17 protein-coding genes are annotated in these 20,515 nt (G+C 70.6%); 14 read left to right on the top strand and 3 right to left on the bottom strand.

Annotated features, from left to right (window positions below):
* Positions 1-212 precede the first annotated feature (212 nt).
* From NQK81_RS39575 to NQK81_RS39550, 6 genes are read left to right on the top strand one after another with little or no spacing between them, the layout of a single operon-like run.
* The gene (locus NQK81_RS39575; RefSeq protein ID WP_257485555.1) at positions 213-1,232 is read left to right on the top strand and encodes a Gfo/Idh/MocA family oxidoreductase; all 1,020 of its coding nucleotides are present in this window, start codon (positions 213-215) and stop codon (positions 1,230-1,232) included.
* Positions 1,222-2,040, top strand: coding sequence for a sugar phosphate isomerase/epimerase family protein (locus NQK81_RS39570; protein ID WP_257485554.1), 819 nt, complete (start codon positions 1,222-1,224; stop codon positions 2,038-2,040). Before NQK81_RS39575 ends, NQK81_RS39570 begins: the two co-directional genes overlap by 11 nt.
* Positions 2,037-3,257 (top strand): M20/M25/M40 family metallo-hydrolase, encoded by a 1,221-nt coding sequence (locus NQK81_RS39565; RefSeq protein ID WP_257485553.1) that lies wholly within the window; start codon positions 2,037-2,039, stop codon positions 3,255-3,257. The genes NQK81_RS39570 and NQK81_RS39565 overlap by 4 nt, the downstream gene beginning before the upstream one ends.
* Positions 3,254-4,303, top strand: a complete 1,050-nt coding sequence (locus tag NQK81_RS39560) for an Ldh family oxidoreductase (RefSeq protein ID WP_257485552.1) — start codon at positions 3,254-3,256, stop codon at positions 4,301-4,303. The genes NQK81_RS39565 and NQK81_RS39560 overlap by 4 nt, the downstream gene beginning before the upstream one ends.
* A complete protein-coding gene (locus NQK81_RS39555) occupies positions 4,300-5,244 on the top strand; it encodes a Gfo/Idh/MocA family protein (RefSeq protein WP_257485551.1) in 945 nt (314 codons plus the stop codon). The genes NQK81_RS39560 and NQK81_RS39555 overlap by 4 nt, the downstream gene beginning before the upstream one ends.
* Positions 5,177-5,578: a DUF6917 domain-containing protein gene (locus NQK81_RS39550; protein ID WP_257485550.1), complete on the top strand. Its 402-nt coding sequence runs from the start codon at positions 5,177-5,179 to the stop codon at positions 5,576-5,578. Before NQK81_RS39555 ends, NQK81_RS39550 begins: the two co-directional genes overlap by 68 nt.
* Before the next feature lie 36 nt (positions 5,579-5,614).
* Here the strand turns inward: NQK81_RS39550 and NQK81_RS39545 are convergent, their stop codons facing one another.
* From NQK81_RS39545 to NQK81_RS39535, 3 genes are all read right to left on the bottom strand, one after another.
* A complete protein-coding gene (locus tag NQK81_RS39545) occupies positions 5,615-6,151 on the bottom strand; it encodes an EF-hand domain-containing protein (RefSeq protein WP_257485549.1) in 537 nt (178 codons plus the stop codon).
* Positions 6,152-6,232: 81 nt separating this feature from the next.
* On the bottom strand, positions 6,233-7,480 hold the full coding sequence (locus NQK81_RS39540; RefSeq protein ID WP_257485548.1) for a nucleotide sugar dehydrogenase: 1,248 nt from the start codon (positions 7,478-7,480) through the stop codon (positions 6,233-6,235).
* 34 nt (positions 7,481-7,514) lie between these two features.
* Positions 7,515-7,823: a hypothetical protein gene (locus tag NQK81_RS39535; RefSeq protein WP_192741324.1), complete on the bottom strand. Its 309-nt coding sequence runs from the start codon at positions 7,821-7,823 to the stop codon at positions 7,515-7,517.
* A 372-nt stretch (positions 7,824-8,195) separates the two neighbouring features.
* Between NQK81_RS39535 and NQK81_RS39530 the strand changes: the two genes are divergently transcribed.
* The 8 genes from NQK81_RS39530 (at position 8,196) to NQK81_RS39495 (ending at position 20,507) form a co-directional block, all read left to right on the top strand.
* On the top strand, positions 8,196-9,470 hold the full coding sequence (locus tag NQK81_RS39530; protein WP_257485547.1) for a threonine/serine exporter family protein: 1,275 nt from the start codon (positions 8,196-8,198) through the stop codon (positions 9,468-9,470).
* Positions 9,471-9,665: 195 nt separating this feature from the next.
* The gene (locus NQK81_RS39525; RefSeq protein ID WP_257485546.1) at positions 9,666-10,040 is read left to right on the top strand and encodes a hypothetical protein; all 375 of its coding nucleotides are present in this window, start codon (positions 9,666-9,668) and stop codon (positions 10,038-10,040) included.
* 307 nt (positions 10,041-10,347) lie between these two features.
* Positions 10,348-11,208: a peptidase inhibitor family I36 protein gene (locus NQK81_RS39520; RefSeq protein ID WP_257485545.1), complete on the top strand. Its 861-nt coding sequence runs from the start codon at positions 10,348-10,350 to the stop codon at positions 11,206-11,208.
* Between the two features lie 164 nt (positions 11,209-11,372).
* Positions 11,373-11,939: a helix-turn-helix domain-containing protein gene (locus NQK81_RS39515; RefSeq protein ID WP_257485544.1), complete on the top strand. Its 567-nt coding sequence runs from the start codon at positions 11,373-11,375 to the stop codon at positions 11,937-11,939.
* Positions 11,936-12,451, top strand: a complete 516-nt coding sequence (locus tag NQK81_RS39510; RefSeq protein ID WP_257485543.1) for a hypothetical protein — start codon at positions 11,936-11,938, stop codon at positions 12,449-12,451. The genes NQK81_RS39515 and NQK81_RS39510 overlap by 4 nt, the downstream gene beginning before the upstream one ends.
* Before the next feature lie 26 nt (positions 12,452-12,477).
* The gene (locus tag NQK81_RS39505; RefSeq protein ID WP_257485542.1) at positions 12,478-14,337 is read left to right on the top strand and encodes a trypsin-like serine protease; all 1,860 of its coding nucleotides are present in this window, start codon (positions 12,478-12,480) and stop codon (positions 14,335-14,337) included.
* A 178-nt stretch (positions 14,338-14,515) separates the two neighbouring features.
* The gene (locus tag NQK81_RS39500; protein WP_257485541.1) at positions 14,516-17,908 is read left to right on the top strand and encodes an ALF repeat-containing protein; all 3,393 of its coding nucleotides are present in this window, start codon (positions 14,516-14,518) and stop codon (positions 17,906-17,908) included.
* 133 nt (positions 17,909-18,041) lie between these two features.
* Positions 18,042-20,507: an ATP-binding protein gene (locus NQK81_RS39495; RefSeq protein WP_257485540.1), complete on the top strand. Its 2,466-nt coding sequence runs from the start codon at positions 18,042-18,044 to the stop codon at positions 20,505-20,507.
* Positions 20,508-20,515 lie beyond the last annotated feature (8 nt).

Genomic DNA, 20,515 nt, shown 5'->3' with positions numbered 1-20,515 from the left:
GAATGTGCTCGATTGGTTGAAAAATGACACCGACAGCGTACCCACCTCCGGTGGCGTTGGAACCCGTTCCCGAGCGTATGTCAGGAAAACCGGGCCCTCGCGAGGTTCGCACTTCCTGGTCAACCCCAGGGGAAAGTATTGACAGTTGATCATGGCGGATGTCAGTTTTGCGATGGATTCCGAATGGGAAACTCTGAGGAGCAGGCTCACCAGTGCGTTCACTCATTGTGGGACTCGGCCGGGCAGGCGCGGGTCTGCATCTGCCGGTCTTGGCCAAACTCCGTACCCGGACCCCGCTGCTCTTCGACGACGCTCCCGTCACCGCGTGCGAACCGCGGCCGAACGTCGCCCCGCGGGCGGGTCTCGAGGTCGTTCCGACCATCGAGGCCGCGGCCGCCGGACTCGACCCCGCCGTCACCGTCGCGCACGTCTGCACCCCGCCGACCGAACGCCTCGCCGTGCTCTCCGAACTGGCCACGCTGGGCTTCCGCAAGGTGATCGTGGAGAAGCCGCTCGCCGCCGACATCGACGACCTCGCCCGGATCATCCGCCTGCGCCGCAAGTACAAACTGCACGTCGAGGTCGTCGAGCCCTGGCTCGCCAGCACGCTCACCGCCCGGCTGGTCGAGCTGATCCGCAGCGGCCGCTTCGGCGCTCCGAAATCCATCGACATCGTGCAGAACAAACCGCGGTTCCGCCGGTCGCTCGTGACGCCGGGACACCCGACCGCCTTCGACGTCGAACTGCCGCACGGGGTCGCGCTCGCGCTGCGGCTCGCGGGCGCCGCGCGGGTCACCCACGCGTCCGGGACCGATCTCGAGGTCGAGGGGAACGTCGGCCCCCGGATGGGCGGCGCCAGCGTCGGTCTCCGGCACAATTCGGGAATCCACACGGAGATCCGTTCGGATCTGACCTCGCCGGTGCGGGAGCGGCGCGTCACCGTCGACTTCGAAACGGGCACCGCGGTCGGGCATTTCGCGGTGAGCGGCGACGACCACCATTCGCAGCTGACCCTGCGGTCGAACGGCCGGTCCGAGCACGTCGTGCTCCGCGACGACGCCATGACCGAATGGATGTTCCAGGCCTACCGGAAGTTCCAGGTGGACGGGGAGCAGACGCAGGGCTTCACCTTCGCCACCGAGGTGGTGCAACTGCTGTCGGTGGCCAAGAACATCTGCGCGGAACCGGTCTCCCGTCCCGAACCCGGCGCGGTGGCGGCCCATGCCGACTGACCCGGTGTTCGCCGGCATCACCGACGAGGCGGCCGACGACCTCGGGGGCCAGATCGCGGCGCTCGACACACTGGGGTGGCGGACGATCGAGCTGCGCACCGTCGATCGGATCCCCGTCGCCGACCTCACCGACGAGCGGTTCGACGAGGTCGCGACGAGGCTGGCGGGCAAGGCGATCGGCGTGGTCTGCCTGGCGTCCCGGATCGGCGGCTGGGGCAGGCCGATCACCAGCGACTTCCGGCACGACCTCGCGGAACTGGACGTCCTCGCCAGGCGAGCGCGGTCGATCGGCACCCGCTATCTCCGGATCATGTCGTATCCCGGCGATGGCCTGTGCGAGGACGACTGGCGCCGCCTGGCCATCGCGAGGATCACCGTGCTCGCCGAACACGCCGAACGGCACGGCGTGACGCTGCTGCACGAGAACTGCTCGGGCTGGGCGGGCACGAGTGCCGAGCGGATGCTCGAACTGCTGGACGAGGTCGCGAGCCCGGCGCTGAAACTGCTGTTCGACACCGGGAACGGCGTGCCCCACGGTTACGACGGATTCGACCTGCTGGCCGATATCGCCGGCCACGTCGAGCACGTGCACGTCAAGGACGCGGACGAGCACGGCTTCACCCTCCCGGGCGAGGGTGAAGCACGCGTCGCGGACTGCGTGAAGTTGTTGCAGGCCAACGGGTATCGCGGCGCCTGGTCGCTGGAACCCCATCTCGCGCTCAAACCCCATGAGCCGGGTGTGCTCGCGCACGACGCGGCGGCCACGTTCGTCGCCGCCGGCCGGGCGATGGCCGGGTTGTTCCCGTGATCCGCGAGGATCGGGAACTGCTGTCACGGCTGCTCGCCCTGCCGACGGCCGGTCCGCTCGAAACGACCGGTGAAGTCCGCCTCTGGGACGCGATGCGGGCTTACGCCGATGCGGCGGCCGGGATCGGTTTCGAGACGCTGTACCTCGGCACCCCGGAACCCTCGGTGCTGCACCGGCCCGGTGTCCCGGTCGCGGTCCGCGAAGCCGGGCCGGACTTCCTCGCCTGCCAGCCGAGCCTGGTGCTCCGGCTCGGCCCGGCCAGTCCCGCCGTGATGTTCAACGTCCACCTCGACACCGTGGCGCCGTTCGAGCCCGCGGGTTTCGACGGGACCAGGTTCACCGGCCGGGGCGCGATCGACGCCAAGGGGCCCGCGGTGGCGCTGCTCGCCGGGATCCGGGCCGCGGTCGCGGCGGATCCGGCGGTCGGCCGGGACGCCGGCGTGCTCATCCAGGCGGTCTCCGGCGAGGAAGGCGGCGCGATGGGCACGTTCGGCACGCGGCCGCTCGTCGAGGCGGGTTTCCACGGCGAGCTCAACATCTTCTGCGAGCCGACCGGCCTGCGCTACCTGCCCCGCTGCTCGGCGTCGATGACCGCGTGCGTGCGGGTGCGCGGGGAAGACGCGATCGACGACGAACCGCACCGAGGGCACAACGCCACCGTCCTGCTCGGCTTCCTCGCCCAGCACCTCGCGCTCGACCTGGCGGACCATGGCCGGGTCTGCGTGGCGGGGCTACACACCGGACGCCTGCACAACAGGGTGTACGGCAGCGGGGAGCTTCTGCTCAACATTCCCTACGACAGCCGGGAAGCGGCGGCGAAGATGACCTCCGCGCTGGAGGACGGGCTGCGGTCGGGCATCGCCGCGTTCGTCACCCGGTGCAGTGAGACCGCCGCCTTCGCCCGTACCGCGGCCGACGCCGCGGCGATCACCGACGTGCGGTGGCTCAAACGCGACCTGCCCGCCCTGATGCCGCGGGACATCCCCCTGCTGGACGAGTTCGTCACCCGCTGGCCCGACGACGAGCCCGGCTTCACCTGCGACGCCCTGTGGCTCGCCGACGTCCCCGGCACCCGGACGGCCGTCCTCGGCCCCGGTTCCCTCGGCGGCAACAACGCGCACTCCGCCGGGGAGTTCGCCGACGTCGGAGAGCTCGACAAGTTCTCCGACGTCGTCCGCGAGATCGTCGTGCGATTCAGCCGGAACGGAGGAGCATGACCGTGCTGATGCCCTATCCCGAGCTTCTGTCCCTGGTCACCGCGATCTTGGTGGACCGCGGCGTCCCGCGGGACCGGGCGGCGATCGCCGCCACCGCGTTGTGCCACGGCGACCTGACCGGGGTGACCTCGCACGGACTGGTCAACCTCACCCGGCTGTACCTGCCACTGCTCGACGAAGGCCGGGCGAATCCGGCGGCGGACATGGTGATCCAGACCGATCTGGGCGCGTGCGTCCTCGCCGACGCCCGTCGCACGCTGGGGTTGTGGTCGGCGTCGCAGGCCATGGAGCTGGCATGCGCCAGGGCTTCGCGGCACGGCATCGGGATGGTGTCGCTGCGGGGCGCCACGCATATCGGCTGTGCGGGGCACCACGCCGCGCGTGCCGCCGCCCACGGCATGATCGGCCTCGTCGCGTCGAACTGCGGCGGGCAGCGCATCGCCCCGCCACCGGGTGGCGCGGCGGCGATGCTCGGCACGAACCCGCTCGCGCTGGCCTGTCCCGCCGGTGACGCGCATCCGTTCGTCCTCGACATGAGCACCACCGTCGTGCCGACCGGGCGGGTGCGGGCCGCGGCGAGGGAAGGCCGCGCGATCCCGCCGGGGTGGCTCGCCACCGATGACGGCGCGCCGGTGACCGACGCCGCCGCGTTCGATCGCGGCGACGCCCACCTGCTGTGGCTGGGCGGCGACCCCGAAACGGGCGCCTACAAGGGATTCGGCCTTGGCCTGCTCGTCGAGGTGCTCGGCGCGCTGGTACCCGGCGCCATGCTCGGCGCGTTGTCCGCCGGCGGGAACCGCGACGACGACATCGGGGTGCTGACGCTGGCGATCGCACCCGAACTCCTGCGCGGCGGATTCGCCGCCGACGCGACCGCGTTCTTCGCCGCCGTGCGCGGCTGGCCCGCCCGCGACCCCGCCGCCCCGGTCGTCTATCCGGGCTGGCACGAGGGTGAACGCGCGGCCCGGTTCCGCGCGCACGGGGTGCCGGTGCCCGACGAGGTCCACGAAGTACTGCACGCGGCGCGGGAAAGGGCGGTCGGATGATCCGCGTCGGTGTCGTGGGGCTCGGCGTCATCGCACGCTTCTACCTCGCCGCGGTGGAACGGTCCCGTGCCTTCGGGCTCGCCGCGGTCTGCGATCTCGATCCGGCGGCGCTCGCCGGGATCGGCGTGCCCGGCTACCGGGATCACCGGGAGATGCTCGCCGCCGGAGGGCTCGACGCGGTGATCGTGACCGCGCCCAACGACGTCCACGCGGCCGTGTGCCGGGACGTGCTGGACGCCGGTCTGCCGGTCTGCGTGGAGAAGCCGCTCGCCACCGTGCTCGCCGACGGCGAAGATCTCGTGGCGAGAGCGGCGAGGCACGACGTCGCCCTGTTCACCGCGTTCCACCGCAGGTACAACAGCAACGTGCGGGCGCTGCACGACGACCTCGCCGGCCGGGCGCCGATCGCCTCGCTGAGGGTGCGATATCTGGAGCGGATCGAAGAACACGTCGGCGGTGACCGCTGGTATCTCGACACCGCGCGCTGCGGAGGCGGCTGCGTGGCGGACAACGGACCGAACGCGCTCGACCTCGTCCAGCTGTTCCTCGGGGCGGTGTCGCTGCGGAGCGTGCGGATCACGCGGGACGCGGAGGGCGTCGACAGGCAGGCGACCCTCGTGCTCGACAACGCGGTGGTGGAACTCGACTGGTCGTTTCCCGGAGAGGTCAAGGACGTCGAAGTGACCCTGACCGATGGCACCGTCCTGCGCGCCGACATGCTCGCCGGGTTCCCGGCGTTCAAGGAATCGCTCCGGCACGAGTACGACGGGTTGCTGCGGGAGTTCGAGGAAGCCGTGCGCAAGGGCGGGGCCTGGCGCGACAGCGGTCTCACCACTCTGTCCATAGTGGACGAGTGTTACCGGAAGGAGCGCGATGCGCGAGGACGGGCCGAAACGGGAGATCACCGGCACGGTGGTGAAGGTGCTCGTACATCACCGTGAAGACCGGGGAATGAGCCTGGAGCCCTTCGCCAGCCGATGCGTTCGCGCCGGCGAGATCCACGAACTCGTCACGACCGGCCACGAGGACACGGAGCCCGGAGCGCCGATCGACCGCGTCGGCTTCCTCGGCTTCGCCGAAATCGAGCGGGCGGGGGTGATCGACCGAGGCGACGAGGTGTGGATCGGCGGCGAACTCGTGGGCACCGTGCTCGGCTTCGACGGCTGTCATTTTCCCAACCACTACAACATTCTCATCCACACCACGCCGCCGGTCACCGGTGAAGAGCTCGGCTTGAAACCGGAGCTGGAGGTGCGTTTCCGCGGCCGGTGGTGAGTGTTCCCGGCCCCGGGAACACTCACCACTTCGCCGCTACTTGCCGAGCAGGGGCACGTCCGATTTGCCGAGATGGTAGTCGCGTACCGCGTGCACGAGTTCGTCGACGGTCAGCTTGCCGTTGCCGTTCACGTCGATCGCCCGGAACGCGGGGGCCACGGCCGAGGACTCGACCCCGATGGCCGCCAGCCACTTGGCGAACTCCTGCTGGTTGACCTCGCCGTCGCCGTCGGTGTCGCACAGGCCGACGATCGCGGCGATGGTGGGCCGGACCACCCGGTCGAATCCCGAGTCGCCCTCGGAGAAGATCTGCGCCTCGATCACCTCGGTGAACTGCTGCTCGCTCAGCGCACCGTTCGGGCCGGCGCCCGCCTTACCGGCCAGGTACTCGTACATCGCCACGAAAGAGTCCTTCACCGCGCGCGCCTGTGGCGAGGCCGGGTCTTCGCCGAACGCCTTGATGATCCGGCCGGCTTCGGCCTCGAGATCGGACTTCTCGATCTTGCCGTTACCGTTGACGTCCCACTTCTCGAAACGCTTCTTGAGCCTGTCGTTCTTGACCGCCGTGGTCATTCGTGCACACTCCTTTTCGCGTGAACTCGGAAGAATCTGCGGTACGCGCGTACCCGGCGGCTCTCGACCCGCCGGACACGGTCAAAGACGGACGACCTCCTCTCCGGGCACCTGGCCCGTCACGTCGAACAGCAGCCTGGCCGTCGAGGTCAGCCGGCTGAGGTCGTAGGCGCGGTGCGCCACCAGCAGGACGGTGACGTCCGCGGTTCGGAGCACCTCGTCGAGGTCGGTGGCCGGTGGCCCCAATTCGGGTACGGCCGCGGCCACCGGGTCGTGGTAGGACAGGTCCGCGCCGAGCGCGCGCAACCGGAGGGCGATCCGGATGGCGGCGGACTCGCGGGTGTCCGGCACGTCGGCCTTGTACGCGACACCCAGCAGCAGGACTTTCGCTTCGCACAACGGTTTTCCCTGCTCGGCGAGCAGGCGCGTCACCCGCTCGACCACGTGCTCGGGCATCCGGTCGTCCACGAGCCGGGCGGCGTGCACCACACCGAGCGGGCTCCCTTCCCGGTCGGCCTTGTCCAGCAGGTATTTCGGGTCGACCGGGATGCAGTGCCCGCCGACGCCCGGCCCCGGCACGAAGGGCATGAAGCCGAAGGGTTTGGTCGCGGCGCAGTGCACCACGTCCCACACGTCGACCCCGATCCGGTCGCAGAAGATGGAGATCTCGTTGACCAGGGCGATGTTCACGTAGCGATAGGTGTTCTCCAGCAGCTTGGCCATCTCGGCCTCCCTGGTGCCGCGCGCCACCACGATCGTGTCGACGAAGCGCCCGTAGAACGCCGCGCAGTACTTGGCGCACAACGGGGTGTGCCCGCTGATCACCTTCGGCGTGTTCCGGATGCCGAAGCGGCGGTTGCCCGGGTCGACCCGCTCGGGCGAATAGGCGAGCGCGAAGTCCTCCCCCGCGGTCAGGCCGTGCTTCTCCAGGATCGGGCGGACGATTTCGTCGGTGGTGCCGGGAAAACTCGTCGACTCGAGCACCACCAGCGTTCCCGGCCGCAACTGTTCGGCCACCGTCTCCGCCGCCTCACGCACCGCGGCGAGATCCGGCCCGCCCGACGGGTCCAGCCCGGTCGGCACGCAGAGCACGATGGTTTCCGCGGTGCCGAGCACACCGGGGTCGGTCGTCACGGTGAACCCGCTCGCCCGCATGGCCCGCAACCGGCTCGTGGTCACGTCGGGCACATGCGAACGCCCAGCGGCCACGGCGGCCGCGACCCTCGGTGAAGTGTCGTACCCGGCGACCGACAAACCCGCCTCGCAGGCGGCTTCGGCCAACGGCAGTCCGACGTAACCGACTCCGACCACGACAAGATCGACAGACACGGGACCCCCTCAGTCTCGATGTCACACGAAACGATCAGCTGACCGAGAACGACCCGGTGCCCGGTGGGACGTGGGAGCCGTAGCCCGCCGGGACGCGCATCCCGGGCGTCAGGCAGAGCGGATCGCCGTAGACGACCACCTCGGCCGAGGTCAGATTGGCCAGGACATGGGCGGCGATGGGGAGTTTGTAGCAGCCGTCGGGGTTCCGATAGGTGTCCAGACGCTGGAACTCGGTCGAGAAGACCACCACTTCCCCGGCCGCGGCCTGAGCCGGTGGGCTCGCGACCATCAGCAGGGCGCCGGCGGACACCGCGCTCATCGCGGCGATGACAAGACGGTTCATCGTATGCCTCCTCCACAGCCAAGATCATGACTTCAATCCGCACGCTAACAGTCACTCTTGGTGAAATCGGGGTCTCGCCGGAACTTCACGCGCGCAGGTTGCGGTCCGTCCCGGCGGGTCATTCGGATGGCGGCTTCAAGCACTCTTCGCGTGATCTTCGGAAGCGCCCGGTTCACATGAACGAGTGGCGCGGGCAATGAAGTCAGGGATGATCGGCGGTGAATAGAGACGCTGAGTGTCCCGGGCCCTCATCGACCGGAAAAGCTTGCGCGGCCCGGCGTTCTCACTCTTCGTGCCACGATCGGGCTAAGCCGGGCCTCCGCTCCGGCCAGCGGCTCCGTCCCGCACGGGTCAGCCCTTACAGTGCCGACCATGTCGGAGGAGGAACGCGCGCGGGCGCGACGTGTGCTGGCCTTCGCGCTCGACGTGGCGATGCAGATGTTCCGTCAGGGCATCGAGACCGCCGTCGTCGTCCGCACGATCCGCCGGCTGGCGAACGCGGGCGGTATCGACGATCCGCGGATCTCGGTCGGGGTGCGGACGGTCCATCTGCAGTACTGCCCGAGCCGAGGCGGCGAGCCGGTGGTGCTGCTGGGCAGTGTCGAAGCGAACGACACCCGCGACATCGGCCGGATGGGCGATCTGGAAGCGCTCGCGGTCCGCGCCGGCACGGGCGCGACCTCGCCCGAAGAGGCCGAGCACGCGATCGGCGAACTCGCCAAGGCGGGCCCGACCTGGCCGTGGTACGTCAGCCTGCTCGGCGGCTGCCTCCTCGCGGCGATGATCTGCCTGCAGGCCAACGGCACCCCGCTCGCCGCGGTGGTCTCGGCCGCGTTGTTCGTGCTCGCCAACCGCGTCGGCTGGGCGCTCGGCACGATCGGCATCGCGGAGTTCTTCCAGGTCGCGGCCAAAGCGAGCACCGTGCTCGTCGCCGCGATCTCCCTGCTGTCCCTCGGCCTGCTCGACGGGCACGAGGCCGCGAGCCTCTCGGCGGCCAATCTCGTGCTGCTACTGCCGATCCTGTCGCTGGTGTCCCTGGTCGAAGACGCCGTCGGCGACTTCCACCTGATGGCCGCGGCGCGGATGGTCACCGTTCTGCTGCTCACCGGCGCGATCGTCACCGGAGTCATGGTCGTGGTGTCGGTGGCCAACGATCTCGACATCCTCGGGGAGGCAGGCCGGGTCCACCTCGCCACGCTGCCGCTCGCCCTGGTGCCGGCGACCGCGCTCGTCGGTTCACTGGGCAACGCGATCCTGATGGGCACGCCCGCGCGGTGGTGGCTGCTCGCCTGCGGCGCCGGGATCGTCACGTCCCTGGTGAACTGGGCGGGGCACTCGATACTCGGCCTGGCCACTCCGCTGTCGATCTTCCTCGCGACCACGGTGCTCGGCGCACTGGCCGGCGCGGCGGCCCGGACCTTGCGAGTGCCGACCGCCGTCGTCACCATCCCCGGGCTGACCGGCGCCGTGCTGCCCGGCCCCGCGCTTTACCTGAGCCTGTCGCAGGTCTTCGCCCGGGTCCCCGGCGCGTGGACCGCCGTGGCCGAAGCGATCGTCTCCACCGCGGCCATCGGCGTCGGCGTCGTACTCGGTCTCCAGCTCGCCGCGCTGCACCGCGCCGGGCGCCGCGCTCTCGGCGCTCGCTGATTTTCGAAGTGTTTTCCACAAAAGGAAGTCATTCGGATCCGAGTGTCCTTTGTGGTCCGAATGACCCCTGCGTCCGATATCGGACGCGCGTTACCCTCGGGCCGATGCGATAGCCGAACCGAAGGGAACGCAATGCCCCGTTTTTCGCGCATTCTCGCGCCAGTCGCGGCGACAGCGCTGGTCTTCTTGTCACAGATGCTCGCCACGCCCCATGTCGCCGCGGCCGATTACACGAGCATCGACGTCGGACCGGTCAGCATGGCCACCTCCATGGAGTGCATGGGAGAGCGAAGGTCGGTGGGTGACGCCTGGGTCACGCTCAACGGTGACCGCATCACCGTGCGGGATCACTGCGCCGACGGGAATCCGGTCATGGCCAGGGTGCAGATGACGGTCAACGGAGCCACCCGGTATTGGCTGTGCTACAACACCTCCGGCGGCGGAACCACGAAAGTGTGCGACAACGACTGGCCAGAAGGATTCGTCGGGTTCAAGACGGTGATCTTCTTCGCGTGGGACGGTATCCGCGAGTACAGGATGGGCACCCTGAGGCACTGGCGGGACGGCTAGTCACACCGATCGTCCATATAGGACACTGAGCTTTTCCTACGGCGGCGCGCGGGATCGTGTCGCGAAAGCCACTTTCGGGACGTCAGGCGTCGCGAAAGTGGCTTTCGCGACATGCCTCGGCTGTCCGCGGGTGCGCCGTGCCGGTGGTCGCCCGGTCGAGGCCGCCGTCGGCACCGGCGGACCCGCGCCGCCCACCGAGCGGCAGTTTGCCCTTTATGACTTCCCTGAGCGTCTCCCGGCTCCGTAGCGTCGCGCACTGATTGATTGGCCGCGTTCAGGGAGAAAGGGAACGTCGTTGAGAAGATTGATGGCCGTACTGTTCGGCGTGGCACTGACATTGAGCAGCACTCTCCTGGTCACCCCGGCGGCACAAGCCGCGACGGCGCGGAACGGCGTCTGCGAGGACGGCGAGTTCTGCTTGTACTACAACAGTAATCAGCAGGGATCGGTCAGCGATTTCGACGCGTCGGTCGCCAACTACGGCACGAGTTCCGACTGCTATCACTTCCTCGGCGCGGGCGCGGGGAGGGGCCTGTGCGTGAAGGACAAGGCGGCCTCGGTGTGGAACCGGCGGGACGCGGTCGTCACCGTGTTCTCCAAGAACGGCTGGACCGGGCCGATCGATTCGTTCCCGCACGGCGCCAAAGGCAACTTGAGCTCGGCGTACAACGAAAACGCCGGGCACCTGCTCGGCCTTGTGGGGAACGACTGGCTGGAAACCGGGCTGTACCACAGTGATTCCGGCCGCATCACCTCCTATTTCGACGGCTACGTGAGCACGTCGGGCAGGCACGAGGGGATCGACTTCGCGCGCGGCTTCGGTGCTCCCGTGTACTCGATGACGCAGGGCTACGTGATCAGGAAGACCGAAGGCAGCAACGGCAGCGGCGGCCTGTCCACGTTGGCGATCTACAATCGTGATCAGGATTTCACCATCATCTACCTGCACCTCAACCCGTCGAACGGGCTCGCGGTCGGTGAGTTCGTGAACCGCGGCCAGCAGATCGGCACCGAGGAGTACCGCGGCGCCACCGCCACGCACACGCATGTCGAGTACCGTCCGGGCAGGCGCGAGAGCGCCGCGGACAGCACCGGCGATCCGGTGCTCGACAACCCGAGCCCGTCGATGTTCTGGCGGAACCACGGCTACAACATCTGCTGCGGATAGCGCCGCCGAGCCCGCTCCGCTCACCCGAGCCGGGCGGGCTTCTCCGGCCACGCACGCCGAACCGGCACTTTTTCGGTGAAACTTCCGGTTGTCCCTCCCCTGTCGCTTTCCGACCATGATGCGGCATCGGTGACGTGAGTCGCTGAGCGAACCGGAGGACGCCAGTGACTCGAGGTGTTCACATCGGCCTGTCCGGCAGGCAGGCGATCGTGCTGGACGTATTGCTGCTCAACGCGAACCAGGTGGTCGGCATCGACCGGTTGATCGACGCCGTCTGGGACACCGAACCGCCCGCCACCGCGCGGACCCAGGTACGGCTCTGCGTGTCGGCGCTGCGGGCGAGCCTGGGCGGGATCGGGCTGCCCTCGACCATCGTCACCAGGCCTCCCGGATACCTCATGCGGGTGGCCGAAGCCGCCCCGGCGCTGGAGTCGATCACCCCGGCGGATGAGCGTCCGGCCCACTTCGGCGAGTTGCTGCGGAGCCACCGGCAGAGCCTCGGCGCGACCCAGCGGCTTCTCGCCGCCCGCTCCACCGTCAGTGTCCGGGCGATCAGGGATCTCGAACACGGCCGGGTCAGCAGGCCCCGCCGCGACACGGTCCGGCTCATCGCGGCCGGGCTCGGCCTGTCCGGCCAGGCGCGCGCCGACTTCGAACGGGCAGCGGCCTCGTCCCGACCGACCACCGGCACGTCAGCGCCGGGAAACCACCGCAAGAGGAGATCCGTATGAAGCATCCGTGGAGAGCGGCGCTGGCCGCCACTCTCGCCGGTCTCGCCGGCTTCGCCATCGGCGTAGTTCCCGCCGGCGCCGACGTGACACCGCAGGCCGACGCTCTGCCACCGCTCGCGATCGAGGACTTCAACTACCCGCAGGCCGCGCAGATCCAGGCGGAACGCGGGTTCCTGCTCAAACGCGGCGACGGCCACATCGTGCTGCTCGCCACCTGCCCGGCCGACTCGGCGGATCCGGATCTGCTGCGGATCGCCGAACGTGGCCAGCCTGCCCCCGGCTACGTGTGCTTCCGCGTCTCGGGGAAGACCGGTCACCTGACCGTGGAAATGCCGTCCGTCTACGGCGTGGACACCGGGAACTTCACCAGCGAGGTCGTCCTGACCCCCGACGACGGGGCGACGAAGAAGACCTACAAGGTGCCGCCGAACAGCTACGCGGGCGTCGGCGAGACCGACCCCGGCGGCACCGGCGGCGAGTACATGCTCCTGGAAATCAAGGTCTCCCGTTGACCGGCCACCGTGCGAGGAACTCAGTCATGAAAAGACCCACCAGAAGACTGGCTCTGTTGTCCGGCCTGGCACTGGCCGCCACCGCGGTGACGACCACACCCGCGGCGGCCGTCGTCGGCGGCGACGGCGACCACGCGTTCGTCGTGCGGCTGGACATCGGCAACGGCGCCCGCGCCTGCTCGGGCGCCCTGGTCGCGCCCGGCTGGGTGCTCACCGCCTCGAGCTGTTTCTCGGCCACCCCCGGCACCGGTCTCCCGCCGTCGGGCGCACCTCCTCAGCCCGTCACCGCGACCGTCGGCCGCCCCGATCTCACGACCACCACCGGCGTGGTGCGGAACGTGCTCCGGCTGGTGCCGCACGAGTCACGGGACCTGATGATGGCCCAGCTCAACCTGTCCGTCCCGGGCGTCACCCCGGTCGCGGTCAGCTCGACCGCGCCGACGGCCGGTGAGCGGCTGACCCTCCCCGCCTACGGCCGCACCGCGACCGAGTGGGCGCCGCTGCACCAGCACGCGGGCACCTTCACGGTCGACGCGGTCACCGGTGGGGACCTCGCGCTCACCGGGCAGAACGGCGCCGCCGTCTGCGCCGGCGACACCGGCGGCCCCGCGCTCCGCACCACCGCCTCCGGCGTCGAGGTGGCCGCGGTGAACAGCCGCTCCTGGCAAGGCGGCTGCTTCGGCACGCCGTCGACCGAGACCCGGACCGGGGCGATCGACACCCGCGTCGACGACGTGCGGCCGTGGATCGCGAACGTCGCGCTGGGCGTCCACTGGACCGACGCGGCCACGGTCTCCGGCGACAACCAGACCGACTCGGCGATCGCGACCTCGAACAACGGCGCGACGACCGCGGTGGTGTGGGAGGACGACCGGCTGGGCACCAATCCCGCCGACACCGTCGGCACCAACGTCTACCTGCGGCTGTACCAGAACGGGCAGCCCAAGTTCACCCGCGCGGTCACCGGGACCGGAACGGCGAACTGGAAGCACATCCAGCCGGATGTCGCGGTCCGCGACGACGGCACGACCATCGTCACCTACGCGGACGACCATGACGGCAACGGCTACTACGACATCAGGGTGAAGACGTTCGACGCCGCCGCCCGTGAGACCGGCTCGGCCCTGGTCAACGCGAACGCGGCCGGACAGCAGCAGAATCCCCGGATCGCCGCGGACCCGAACGGCACGGGCTTCGCCATCGCCTTCGAAACCTGGAACGGCGCCCCGAAACAGGTGCGCCTGGCGTTCTACTCGGCCATCACCGCGAAGAAGTGGGAACAGATCATCAGCCCCGGCGCCGGTCCCAGCCAGAACCCCGACGTGGCGATGGGCTCGAACGGGAACGCGGTCGTGGTCTGGGAGATGGACACCGGCGGCGGTTCGTTCGCCATCCGCATCCGCGGGTTCGCCCCGGACGGCACGGAGTCACTGGGGTACCGCGCCCCCGGCGGCACCGGGGATCAGCGTGACGCGAGCGTCGCCGCCGACTTCGCGGGCAACTTCGTCGTCGGCTGGCAGAACGACAGCACGGGCAACAGGCAGGTCGCGGTCCGGTCGTACACCGCGGCGGGTACCGGGGGCGCCACCAGCTACGGCCCGAACGGGGCGGAACCGAAGGTCGGTATCGACGGCCAGCGGCGCGCCGTCGTCGCCTGGCGGTACGGCGGCGAGGTGTACGTGCGAGGCGTCAACGCGGATGGCACCACCACCGGCAGGCTGCCAACACTGCGGACCACCCCCGCGGCGAACTCCAACCCCGACGTCGAGCCCGCGGTGGCCGTCGATCCGGCCGGGGCGATCACGCTGACCCACACCAAGACGATCAACACGGCCGGGTTCAACCAGATCCAGTACGGCACCGGCCTGAGCAACTTCGGCTGGTGACGAGGCGGGGCGAAGGTGCCGTGGCGGGTTCAGGGGGTCGTGAGTGGCGATTCGGGTTAGAGCCCGAAACCCCACTCACGACCACCGCCACCGAGCCTGGCCACGACACCTTTGCCTCCCCCCTCGGTAAATCCCCGTCCCGCCCTGAAGCAAGCCCCGCTCTGGAAAGGAATCCGTGATGTCCTCGAACGAATGGTCCAGACGCACCGCGCTCCGCGTGTTCGGAGGCGCCGCCGCGCTGACCGCACTGCCCGCCGGGTTCGTTCTCGCCGGCGCCGGCCCGGCTCTCGCCGAGACCGGCCCGGCGGAGGCGGGGCTGCCGGACACCGCCAGGGGCCGGGCACTGTGGCAGTACAAGATCGGCGGCAAGGCGGTCCGCCGTGAGGGGAAGGCCGCCCTGCTCGGTTCGGACGCGGACATCACGGATTTCCTGAACAACCGGCTCCAGCACGCCATCGACGAGGACAACCGGTTCGCCCTCTTCGCCGCGCTGCCCTTCGCGGGCCGGGCGGCCACCGCCGGGATCGGCACCGCCCTGTCCGGCGGCAGCGCCGCGATGTCGGCCTTCCTGCGGGACGGCTACAGCGCCGCGGTCACCGAGGACAAGCGGGTCGAGGTACTGACCATCAAGAACACGGGCGGGACCGCGGTACAGCGGGCGGCGACCAACGCACTGAACACCAACACCCTGGCCGCGTTCACCGCGTTCATCGAGACCGACCAGTACCCGGCTCACGACGAGGACGCCAGGATCCTCGTCTTCACCATGCTCAACACCGGGTCACCGCAGGTGAAGCTCTACGCCCAGCGGGCGATCGACGCCGGTACCCCCGAAGCGATCGACTGGTTCCTGCGCACCGGTCAGTACATCGCCCGCGCCCGCGACGAAGAGTCCGCCACCATCCAGCAGCTGGTCGGGATCGTCGAACGGGAAGGCCGCATCGCGCAACGGTGCACCGATCAGGCCGTTGCCCTGTCCAACGCCGCGAAGGAGGCGGCGGCCAAGGCGAAACAGGCCGCGCTCGCCGCGCTGGCGGAGGCCCAAGCCGCGCAGAACGACGTGCGCCGCTCGGCGAAGGCGGCCAACGCCGCCGCCCGCGCGGCGAAGAACGCGGCCTCCTGCGCGGCCACCGCGATCAGCGCCTCCCGTGCCGCCCAGCAGGCCGCGCGCCGCGCCGCTTATGCCTCCCAGGCCGCCGCGCACGCCACCGCCGCGGCGGGCCAGGCCGCCGCTCGCGCGTACAACGCGGCCATTTCCGCGTCCAACAACGCGAGCGCGGCGGCCGCCGCCCGGCAGGCCGCCGTCACCGCCCGCAACGCCGCCGGGCAAGCGCGGAACGCCGCGAAAGCCGCCGAGCAGGCTCGGATCGCCAGCTGGAGCGCGGTCTCGGCCGGTAGCTCGGCCGCGGCCGCCGCGACCGACGCGGCAGACGCCGCGAAGGCCTCGTCCGACGCCGCGTCGGCCGCCGGGGTGGCACAGGCCGAGGCCCAGGAAGCGCGTCAGGCCGCGGCCGAAGCCACGGCGGCGGCGGCTCGCGCCAACCGGGCGGCGGAGGCCGCGCGGGGGTTCGCCAACCAGGCCTCCGTGGCGGCCGCCGCCGCACGCGATGCGGCGAACAGCGCGGCCGACCACGCGGACGCCGCGGCGGCCGCCGCGGAGGAGGCCGCCAACCACGCCGGCCAGGCGATCGACTACGCGAACAGGTCCACGGCGGCCGCCCAGCGCGCGGTCACCGCGGCCGAACTGGCCCTGAACACGGTCAACCAGGCACGGGCCGTCGAGCAGGCGGCACGGGACGCGGAGACCGCCTCGCTGGCCGTGGAGACCGAACTCGGCGTCGAACTCGCCCAGCGGGAGGCGCGGGAGGAGGCGGACGAACGGGCCAGGCTCGCCCGGCAGCAAACCCAGAACGCCTTGACCGACGAGGCGACCCGCACCTTGATCGCCGACGCCGAAACCGCGATGCGCGCCGGCGACACCGGCCGCGCGGCCACGCTGGGACGGCAGGCCGCGCTCCAGCTGATCACGAACGGGCTCACCAGGAGCTGGACGAAGTCGGCGGCGGAGTTCGCCGTCGCGGGCGGTGACGAGGACGTGCTGGCCTGGCTGAGCGCCGACCGGCTGCTGTCACAACGGCAGGACGACGCCGAATCCGTCGCCGCCGTGGCCGGTGTGTCGACGATGGCGGTGGCCACCGCCGCCGCCCAGGCGCTGGAGGCCGAGAATCCCGGGGCGGTCACCGAGTTCCTCACGACCGGCGCGATCAACGCCGCGGCCGAGGACAACAGGCGGACGATCTTCGCCATTCTCGCCGACAATCCCGGGACAGCGGTGCGTACCGCCGCGGAGGCGGCGCTGAACGACGGATCGCCCGCGGCGTTGCACCGGTTCCTCAAGGTGACCATCGTCGACGCGGCCGCCGAGGACGACCAGGTCGAGGCGTACCGGCTGCTCAACGAGGGCGGCCCGTACACGAAGGCGGCGGCGAAGATCGCGCTCGCGGGCACCACGAACATGCGTCGCGGTTTCGTCGCCGGTACCCAGTTCGACACCACTCGACTCGACCACGACTGGGCCACGCACGTCGCCGCCATCCGGGCGGCCATCGCGCACGCGGCCAGGGTCGCGTCGAACGCGCTGGCGGACGCGGCCCTCGCGTCCAAGGCCGCCGCCGAGGCCAGGAAAGCCGCCGCCGAAGCGGTCACCTGGGCCAACCGGGCGGCCGGGTACGCGGCGGACGCCCAGCGCTCCGCCACCGAAGCCGCGAACAACGCCGCCGCCGCCGAGCAGTCCGCCGCGGACGCCCGGCGATCCGCGGACCAGGCCGCGGCCGCGGCCGCCGTCGCGAACAAGGCCCGGCGCTCGGCGAACTCCTCGATGCTGCGCGCGTTCGACTGTGCCGACCGGGCGGTCAGCTTCGCCTACCAGGCCCAGGCCTCCGCGAACAGCGCCCGCGTGTCCGCCATCCAGGCGGGCAAAGACGCCACGGCGGCGGCGGAGGCGGCTAGCCACGCCCGGCACATCGTCGTCATGGCCGCGGAAGCCGAGGCCGCGCTCGCGGCGCAGAGGGCGGCGAGGGACGACAGTCTCGATCCCAACGCGCAGGGCGATTCGTCGATCATCGGGATGTGGCAGAACAACCCTGATCGGCTACTGGAGGAATCGGCGAAGTTCTTCGACCGCCTCGCGGACTGGGCGGGCCTGCTCTCCGCCGGCTGCAGTGTCGGCGCGTTGCTCACCGCGGGAGCGCTACCGCTCGCCGCCGTTCTCGCCGCCATCGGCACCGGCGCCAAGATCGTGTCCATCGCCTCCGGATTCCTCGCGGCGGGAGCGAACGGCATGCGTTACGGCTGGGAGAGCAGTGAGTTCCACACAGCCCTCGGGAAGGCGATGGTGAACACCGTCTTCACGGGAATCGGCTCGATCAAGATCGCCAAGAGGTCCCTGCCGGAAGGTTGGTCGGCTATCCCGCAGTTCTTGCTGGAGCGCCATTACGAAAAAATCGGCTCAGTGACGTGGGACGCGTTCGAAGGCACCTTCGGCTGGCTGCACCGTCTCTTCAACCCCTGATCTCCGATCAACGGATGGGCCGGGTCCTCGCTCGCCGCAGGACCCGGCCCGGCGGGCGTTTTCGACCAATTTCGATCAAAATTCTCGGTGAACCTCCACTTTTCGTCGTCGCGCTCGCTCTATCATCCGCAAAATGGACCCCCGGCCGAGGTCGTTGCTGGGTGAGTCGCGGCGGGACGCCGGGCTCACGCAGGAGGAGTTGGCGGAACGCACCGGGCTGACGGTGCGGAGCATCAGCAACATCGAGCGCGGCCGGGTCGCCCGGCCGCGCCGCCATTCGGTGGAGGCACTGGCGCTGGGGCTGGGTCTCCAGGGCGAGCAGGCGAGCCGGTTCGTGCGGCACTACTGCCCGGACGCGGTGTCGCCGGCGCGAACGCCGGTCGTCTCGGTGCCCGCGCAGCTGCCCTCGGGCATCACGTCGTTCATCGGGCGGCAGCGGGAGATCGACGCGCTCGACGCCCTCCACGGCGGGAGGGCCGGCGAGGGTGTCGTCGTCGCGGTGCTGGAGGGTATGGCCGGGGTCGGCAAGACCTCCTTGGCCGTGCAGTGGGCGCAGCGGGTCAAACAGGACTTCCCCGACGGGCAGCTGTTCGCGAACCTGCGCGGGTACGGGCCGGGGGCGCCCGCCGATCCGGCCGAGGTGCTGCGGTCGTTCCTGCGGGCGCTCGGCGTGCCCGTGGCGGACGTGCCCGCCGACCTCGACGACCGGGCCGCGTCGCTGCGTAGTGTGCTGGCCGGCCGTTCGGTGCTCATCGTGCTGGACAACGCCCGCTCGGCGGACCAGGTCCGGCCGCTGCTGCCGGGCCACGCGGGCTGCGCGGTGGTGGTGACGAGCCGCGCGGCACTGCACGGGCTGACGATCAGCGCCGACGCGCACCGGGTGCCGGTGCCACTGCTGACCGAACAGGAGTCGTTCTCCCTGCTCGACCGGTTGGCAGGCCCCGGGCGGCGGTTCGCCGACCGGACCGCGCTCGCCGACATGGTGTCGGGATGCGGCGGCCTGCCGCTCGCCCTGCGCATCGTCGGCGAGCGGCTCGCGCACAACCGGAACCTGGCGAACGTGGCGTCCTCGATGCTCCCGGCGGGGAACCGGCTCGCCGCGCTGACCACCGAAGAGAAGACCACCTCGCTGCCTTCCGTGCTGTCCTGGTCCTACGAGGCGCTGCCCGGCGACGTGGCCTCGGGCCTGCGGCTGCTCGGACTTCATCCCGGCCCGCACTGGGACACCGCCGCCGCGGCCGCGCTGCTGGGCACGGATCCGGCGGAGACCCGCCGGATCCTCGACGCGCTCGTCGACAGCCATCTGCTGCTCGCGCACCGCGCGGACGGCCGGTTCGAGTTCCACGACCTGGTCCGCGACTACGCGCGCGGCCGCGCCGACGAGGAACCGGCGGAGCGGCGGTCGGCGGCCCTGCGCCGTCTCGGCGAGCATTGTGTGGCCGGGGCGGCCGACGCGGCCAGGGCGATGACGGCGGGCGACCCCAACCGAAGACCCCTGCTCACCCCGGTCGCCGGGAACGTCGTGTTCACCGGCGCCGAGGAGGCGGCGACCTGGCTAGCGGCGGAGCTGCCCACCTTGATCGCCATCGCGGAACAGTCGTCGGCCACCGGCGACACCTACGCCCGCGACCTCTCGACCGTGCTGTGGCAGGCGTTGCGGGTGAACGGTCACTACGGTGCCCTGCGCACCCTGCACCGGCTCGCGCTCACCGAGGCACAGCGGGCGGGCGACGCCATCGGCACCCAGCAGGCGCTCGTCGACCTGGCCGCGATCTGCGCCAGGCTCGGCCATTTCGACGAGGCGGTGACCCATCTGACCCGCTGCCTCGACGTCGACGGGAGCCCGGTCGTCGCCGGCCGCGCGCTGAACACGCTCGGCACCGTGTACGCGCAGCTGGGCCGGTACACCGCCGCGGTGGACCATCTGAGCAGGGCGGTCACGGTGTCCCAGGAGACCGGGGATCGCCTCAACGAGGGACGTTCGCTGTCGAACCTCGGCTTCATCCACGAACGCCGGGGCGATCTGGACGCCGCTCTCGGCTGCTACCGGCAGTGCCTGACCATCGCCCAGAGCATCGACGACCGGCTGAGCGAGGCGATCTCGCTGCACAATCTCGGCGACGTGTACCGCGCGCTGGGCCGGTGGGCGGAAGCCCGCGACCACCTCGACCGGTCGCTGGCGGTCAGCAGGGCCGAGGGCCACCGCGAGGCCGAAGGGTACGCGCTGGCCTATCTCGGGCTGGTGCACCTCCGGCAGGGCGACCTGGCCGCGGCCCGCCTGCATCAGGAGGCGGCGCTCGACATCGCGGTGGCGACCGGCATCCGGCCGCTGGAGACCCTCGTGCACAACGGGCTCGCGGACAGCGCGCTGGCGTGCGGGGACCGATCGTCCGCGATGGCGCACTACACGCGCGCCGCCGACCTCGCCCGGCTCACCAGCGAACCGCACGAAGAGGCCCGCGCGCTGACCGGGATCGCCGCGATCCACGACGACGCCGGTGATCCGGACAAGGCCAGGCCGTTCCGCGAACGCGCGCGGACGCTGTACGACGCCATGGGCACCGCGGTGGTCGTGACCGGAACTTCGCCCGCCGGATAGTTCCGGTC

The sequence above is a fragment of the Amycolatopsis roodepoortensis genome (assembly GCF_024628825.1).
GTDB classification, from domain to species: domain Bacteria; phylum Actinomycetota; class Actinomycetes; order Mycobacteriales; family Pseudonocardiaceae; genus Amycolatopsis; species Amycolatopsis roodepoortensis.
This window is presented reverse-complemented; position numbering and strand designations above follow the sequence as displayed.

Excerpts from the sequence above, each read along its gene's own strand:
- NQK81_RS39570 (WP_257485554.1), top strand. The coding sequence starts at position 1,222 with ATGCCGACTGACCCGGTGTTCGCCGGCATCACCGACGAGGCGGCCGAC.
- NQK81_RS39560 (WP_257485552.1), top strand. The coding sequence starts at position 3,254 with ATGACCGTGCTGATGCCCTATCCCGAGCTTCTGTCCCTGGTCACCGCG.
- NQK81_RS39555 (WP_257485551.1), top strand. The coding sequence starts at position 4,300 with ATGATCCGCGTCGGTGTCGTGGGGCTCGGCGTCATCGCACGCTTCTAC.
- NQK81_RS39550 (WP_257485550.1), top strand. The coding sequence starts at position 5,177 with ATGCGCGAGGACGGGCCGAAACGGGAGATCACCGGCACGGTGGTGAAG.
- NQK81_RS39545 (WP_257485549.1), bottom strand. The coding sequence starts at position 6,151 with ATGACCACGGCGGTCAAGAACGACAGGCTCAAGAAGCGTTTCGAGAAG.
- NQK81_RS39535 (WP_192741324.1), bottom strand. The coding sequence starts at position 7,823 with ATGAACCGTCTTGTCATCGCCGCGATGAGCGCGGTGTCCGCCGGCGCC.
- NQK81_RS39530 (WP_257485547.1), top strand. The coding sequence starts at position 8,196 with ATGTCGGAGGAGGAACGCGCGCGGGCGCGACGTGTGCTGGCCTTCGCG.
- NQK81_RS39525 (WP_257485546.1), top strand. The coding sequence starts at position 9,666 with ATGCTCGCCACGCCCCATGTCGCCGCGGCCGATTACACGAGCATCGAC.
- NQK81_RS39520 (WP_257485545.1), top strand. The coding sequence starts at position 10,348 with ATGGCCGTACTGTTCGGCGTGGCACTGACATTGAGCAGCACTCTCCTG.
- NQK81_RS39510 (WP_257485543.1), top strand. The coding sequence starts at position 11,936 with ATGAAGCATCCGTGGAGAGCGGCGCTGGCCGCCACTCTCGCCGGTCTC.
- NQK81_RS39505 (WP_257485542.1), top strand. The coding sequence starts at position 12,478 with ATGAAAAGACCCACCAGAAGACTGGCTCTGTTGTCCGGCCTGGCACTG.
- NQK81_RS39500 (WP_257485541.1), top strand. The coding sequence starts at position 14,516 with ATGTCCTCGAACGAATGGTCCAGACGCACCGCGCTCCGCGTGTTCGGA.
- NQK81_RS39495 (WP_257485540.1), top strand. The coding sequence starts at position 18,042 with ATGGACCCCCGGCCGAGGTCGTTGCTGGGTGAGTCGCGGCGGGACGCC.